This window comes from Trueperaceae bacterium (assembly GCA_019454765.1).
Taxonomy (GTDB): domain Bacteria; phylum Deinococcota; class Deinococci; order Deinococcales; family Trueperaceae; genus JAAYYF01.
The window spans coordinates 1-5,252 of sequence record JACFNR010000078.1; the positions used below are offsets into that span (position 1 = coordinate 1).

5 protein-coding genes are annotated in these 5,252 nt (G+C 70.2%); all 5 read left to right on the forward strand.

Going from position 1 to position 5,252, the window contains the following annotated elements; genetic code table 11:
* The first annotated feature begins 32 nt into the window (after nucleotides 1–32).
* Entirely contained in the window at nucleotides 33–863 is an 831-nt protein-coding gene (locus H3C53_13175; GenBank protein MBW7917618.1) for a siderophore-interacting protein, read from the forward strand.
* Between the two features lie 161 nt (nucleotides 864–1,024).
* Nucleotides 1,025–2,536 (forward strand): peptide ABC transporter substrate-binding protein, encoded by a 1,512-nt coding sequence (locus H3C53_13180; GenBank protein MBW7917619.1) that lies wholly within the window; start codon nucleotides 1,025–1,027, stop codon nucleotides 2,534–2,536.
* Nucleotides 2,537–2,717: 181 nt separating this feature from the next.
* The gene (locus H3C53_13185) at nucleotides 2,718–3,725 is read left to right on the forward strand and encodes an ABC transporter permease (protein ID MBW7917620.1); all 1,008 of its coding nucleotides are present in this window, start codon (nucleotides 2,718–2,720) and stop codon (nucleotides 3,723–3,725) included.
* Nucleotides 3,726–3,751: 26 nt separating this feature from the next.
* Complete coding sequence (locus H3C53_13190; GenBank protein MBW7917621.1) at nucleotides 3,752–4,672, forward strand: ABC transporter permease; 921 nt, start codon at nucleotides 3,752–3,754, stop codon at nucleotides 4,670–4,672.
* The coding region (locus H3C53_13195) for a gamma-glutamyl-gamma-aminobutyrate hydrolase family protein (GenBank protein MBW7917622.1) at nucleotides 4,669–5,252 on the forward strand (584 nt) is incomplete at its 3' end. The genes H3C53_13190 and H3C53_13195, both read left to right, overlap by 4 nt.

Consider the following 5,252-nt stretch of genomic DNA (forward strand, 5'->3'; position numbering starts at 1 on the left):
CCGAGCCGGTCAGCCCGAACCTCACGGGCCAGGTGCAACGCCGCCGCGTCGAGACCCTCGGGCGGCGCCTGCTCACCGTCAGCCGCGTGGAGGACCTCACGCCCAACTACCGCCGCGTCCACCTGGTGGGCCCGGACCTCGACGCGGGCTTCCCCTACGTCCGCCTCGCGGTGGGCGACCACGTCAAGGTGCTGTTCCCGCAGCCGGGCAGCAAGGACGTGACGTTGCCCGAACCCGGCAGGCCCGTCCGCGAGACTGCCGAGGGCGCGCCAAGGCCTGCCATGCGAGACTTCACCGTGAGGGGCTGGGACGAGGCCAGGCGCGAGCTGGTTCTCGAGTTCGTGCTGCACGGCAGCGCGGCCGACGGCTCCGCCGGCGTGGCCTCCAGTTGGGCGCGCAACGCCCGGGTGGGCGACCGCCTGGGCGTCCTGGGGCCGCGCGGCAACAGCGTCTACCCGGAGAACTACGCCTGGTACCTGCTGGCCGGCGACGAGACGGCGCTGCCCGCCCTGGGCCGCCTCGTTGAGGAACTGCCGGAGGGCGCGCGGGCGCACGTGGTGATAGAGGCGGCCGACGAGCGCGAGAAGCGCACCATCACGGAGCGCCCGGGCTTCGAGGTCACGTGGGCCGTGCGGGGCAACGGCGGCGCCGGCGCCCTCGCCAACGCGGTGCGGGCGGTGCCGCTACCTAAGCACGACGACTGGTTCGCCTTCGCCGCGGGCGAGGTGAGCGCCATGAAGGCCGTCAGGGACTACCTGAGGCTCGAGATCGGCCTCCCGGCGCAACGCGTTAGCGTCGACGGCTACTGGAAGCGCGGCGTGGCGGACCTCGACCACCACGCCATCGACTTGGACAAGGGCTGAAGTTCGCCGTCCTCCACGACCGCCGGGGCCGACGCGCCCCCCGTTGACAACGCCTGTTGCAAGAACGTATCTTCTTACAACAGAACGTGTACACGGGTCGGGTCGCGCCGGGGCGGGCGGCTCATCACCCACCGCCCCCGCGGTGGTCGAAGGAGGACGGCATGCACCGAGCGAGATGGCTGTTGGTGGCGTTCGCCGCGCTGGCTTTGAGCGCGGCCGGCGCCGAGAAACTGACGTTCGTACTGGACGTCACCGAGAACCGCAGCGACGAGGGCCAGGCCATCGTCGCGCAACTCCAGGCCATAGGCATCGACGCCTCGCTGCGCGTCTGGCAGTCCAGCGTTCTCAAGGACGAGATGATCGCCGGCAACCGCACGGCCTCCACCAGCGACTGGGGTAGCGCCTACTTCGATCCGTTTGACCTGGCCATACCCAAGCTCCGCACGAAGGACCGCGGCAACTACTCCTTCTACTCGAACGCCGACGTCGACGAGGCGTTCCGGGTCGCCTCCACCTCCATCGACGACGAGACGCGCGCCGCCGCCTACAAGCGCGCCCAGCGCGCCATCTACGCCGACGCCGCCCTCGGCTTCGGTTACGTGCTGCAGAACATCGAGGCGGCGTCCGACGCCGTCAAGGGCTGGGAACCCGCCGCCGACAACAGCGAGAACATGCACAAGGTGTCGGTCGACGGTTCCGACACGCTCGTCCTCGCCATGCGCACGAACGCGCTCGTAACGTTCGACCCGGCCATGTACCGCGACCGCGAGACCGAGGCCGTGCTCCGCAACATCTTCGACGCGCTCACCATCCCCACGGCGCAGGGCCAGATCCAGCCGCACCTCGCCACCGCCTGGCGCGTCGTCGACCCGCTGACCTACGAGTTCGACCTGCGCGACGGCGTGACCTTCAGTAACGGCGAGGTCCTCGACGCCGACGACGTGGTGTTCACGTTCGGCCGCATCCTCACCGAGGGGGCCGTGGGCGGCCAGACGAGCCCCCGCGCCGGCCTGCTCGGCCCCATCGACCACGTCGAGAAGGTCGACGCCCACACGGTGCGCTTCCACTACAAGGAGACGTTCCCGCAGGAACTCGTCCTGCAGGCGTTGAGTCACTTCCAGATCGTCCCACAGGAGTACGTGACCGAGGTCGGGGACGCCGCCTTCGCCAAGGCCCCCATCGGTTCCGGCCCGTTCGTGTACGCCCGCGGCGCCCTCGACGCGCAGGTCGTGTTGGAGGCCAACCAGGGCCACTGGAACGGCGCGCCCAAGCTGAAGAGCGTCGTGTTCCAGATGATGCCAGAACCAAGCACCCGCATCGCGGCCCTCCTTGCGGGCGAGGTCCACGTCATCCAGGCCGTGCCGCCCGACCTCGTCGAGCGCCTGCAGGGCGTGCCGGGCGTCGGCGTCCACACGGCCCTGGGCACCCGCTCGTACCAGATCGAGCTCAACAACGCCACCGCTCCGTTCAACGACACGCGCGTGCGGCAGGCGTTCAACTACGCCATCGACTGGAACAGCATCCTGAGCAACATCTACTTGGGCTACGGCGACAGGCTCTCCACCGTCTTCCTCCCCAGCGGCTTCGGCTTCGACTCCGACCTGGCCCCCTATCCGTACGACCCGGAGAAGGCCAAGCAGCTCCTGCGCGAAGCCGGCTACGACACGAACTGAGGCTCCTATCCTGAGGAGCGCGGCGCGGGGGCTGGCCCCCCTCGCGACCGGTCGACCCACCCAGTGACCCACGCCGCGGAGCCGGAAGCTTGGCTCCGCGGCTGCCACCTCGGGACCGCGCCAGGCCCTGGGAACGAGAACGCCGCGGCCGCGAGGTCGGGCGGCGACCGCAGGTAGACGGATGCGACTGACGAAGCTACTCGAACGCGTTCTCTCGGCCATACCCGTCGCGCTCGGCGTGGCGGTGCTGGCGTTCATGTTCCTGCGCTTCCTGCCGGGGGACCCCGTCGAGATCATGCTGGGCGAGTCCAACGTCACGCAGCAGCAGATCGACGTGCTGCGCAGCCAGCTCCACCTCGACAAGCCCCTCCTCGCTCAGCTCGGGCTGTTCTTCCAGGGGCTCTTCAGGGGCGACCTCGGCGTCAGCTTCGTCAAGCACGTGCCCGTCGCGGAGCTGATCCGCGACACCCTGCCCGCCACCATCGAACTGACGATCGCCACGATGATCGTGGCCATCCTCATCGCCCTGCCCGTGGGCATCATCAGCTCGGTCCGGGCCGGCTCGTGGCTGGACCGCACCGTGCTCTCGGGCGCGCTGGTGGGCGTCAGCATGCCGGCCTTCTGGTTCGGGCTGCTGCTCATCCTCCTCTTCTCGGTGGAGCTCAAGCTCCTGCCCACGTCGGGGCGGATAGCGGCGACGCTCGTGGTCGACAGGGTGACGGGCTTCATGCTCATCGACACCCTCCTCGTCAAGGACCCGCGGGCGTTCCTGGCGGCGCTCAAGCACCTGGTGCTGCCCGCCCTGACGCTCGGCGTGGTCTTCGCGGCCGTTCTCGCGCGCGTGGTGCGCGCCTCCATGATCGAGATCCTCGGCAAGGAGTTCATCACCTCGGCCCGCGCCAAGGGGGCCAGCGAGTGGGCCGTCATCATCAAGCACGCGCTGCGGAACGCGCTCATCCCCGCCATCACCGTCACGGGCCTGCAGTTCGGCGAGCTCCTGGGCGGCAACATGATCGTGGAGACGATCTTCGCCTGGCCCGGCGTGGGGCGCCTCGTCGTCAGCTCGATCTTCGCGCGGGACTACGTGGTGGTGCAGGCGGCGGTCATGCTGTACGCGCTCACCTACGTCGCGGCCAACCTCGTCGTGGACGCGCTCTACACCATCCTCAACCCCAAGATCACGCTATGACGGCCTCGCGTCGGCGCCCTGGCCTCATCGCACTGGCGCGCAAGGTCGTCGCCACGCCGCTTGGGGCGCTGAGCGTCGGCGTCATCGTCGTCTACGTGATGCTCGCTGCGTTCGCGCCACTGGTCGCCCCGTACGCCCCCGACGCCACGGCGCTCGGCCAGCGCCTCAAGCCTCCTTCCGCGCAGCACTGGTTCGGCACCGACTCCCTCGGGCGCGACATCCTCTCGCGCACCCTCTACGGCGCCCGCGTGAGCCTGCTCATCGGCATCATCACCGTGACCATCACCGCCGTGTTCGGCACGGTGCTTGGGGCGCTCGGCGGGTTCTTCCGTGGCGCCTTCGACGCCGTCACCGGCCGCTTCACCGAGTTGCTGCTCGCCTTCCCGTACCTGATATTCGCCATCGGCATGATGGCGTTCCTTGGTCCCGGGTTCTTCAACCTGGTGCTGGCGCTGTCGCTCAAGGGGTGGGTCGAGTTCTATCGGCTGGCACGCGGGCAGACGCTCGACCAAGCATCGCAGGAGTACGTGGAGGCGGCGCGGGCGCTGGGGCAACGCCGCGGCCGCTCGCTCTTCCGCGAGGTCATCCCGAACATCCTCCCCGCCATCGTCGTGCTCGCCACGCTCCGCGTCGGCTACTTCATGGTGCTGGAAGCGTCGCTGAGCTTCCTGGGCGTGGGCATCCCGCCCAACATCCCCGCCTGGGGTTCGATGATCGCCGAGGGGCGCGGGGTTCTCTTCATCGCCTGGTGGGTGAGCACCATCCCCGGGGTGGCGCTGCTCGTCCTCGTCCTCGCCATCAACCTCCTGGGCGAGCGCCTGCAGGAGATCTACGATCCCAAGAGCGCGCTACGCCGGCGCGCGCGGCGCGCCCCCCGAACGGCCGTCGCCGGCGCCGGTCAGGGCGGCGAGAGCCAGCCGACGGAACCCGAGGTGGAACCAGCATGAGTCAGGGCGCCCCCGTGGTGGGCATCACCGTGCACGCGGCCGAGCTGCCGTCCAAGGACGGCTACCCCGACTGGCGCTACTCCGTCTCCGCGCGCTACGCGGCGGCCGTGGCGGAGGCGGGCGGCGTCCCCCTGCTCGTACCCACCCACCCGGCGGCGGCCGGCCAGGTGGACGCGGTGCTCGGCGCGCTGAGCGCCCTGCTGGTGAGCGGCGGCGGCAGCATCCCGGGTCAGTACTTCCTCGACAACCCCGACCCCACCCTGCGGCAGACGAACCCGCCCCGCTTCGACCTCGAGGTCGAGCTGGTGCGAGCCGCCTGGGCCAGGGGCATGCCGCTGCTGGGCATCTGCCGCGGCCACCAGACGATCAGCGAGGCGCTGGGCGGCGCGCCCGTCCTCAACCTCGGCCAGGTGCCCGGCAGCCGCAACCACTACCAGACCGAGGCCCACACGGTGAGCACGCACACCGCCGAGGTGACCCCCGGCACGCGCCTGGCCGGCTGGGTCGGCACGCACCTGCGCGTCAACAGCTTCCACCGCCAGGTGGTGGTGGAGCCGCCCGCCGGCTGGGTGGTCAGCGC

Coding starts and splice junctions, on each gene's coding strand:
- H3C53_13180 (MBW7917619.1), top strand. CDS start 1,025: ATGCACCGAGCGAGATGGCTGTTGGTGGCGTTCGCCGCGCTGGCTTTG.
- H3C53_13185 (MBW7917620.1), top strand. CDS start 2,718: ATGCGACTGACGAAGCTACTCGAACGCGTTCTCTCGGCCATACCCGTC.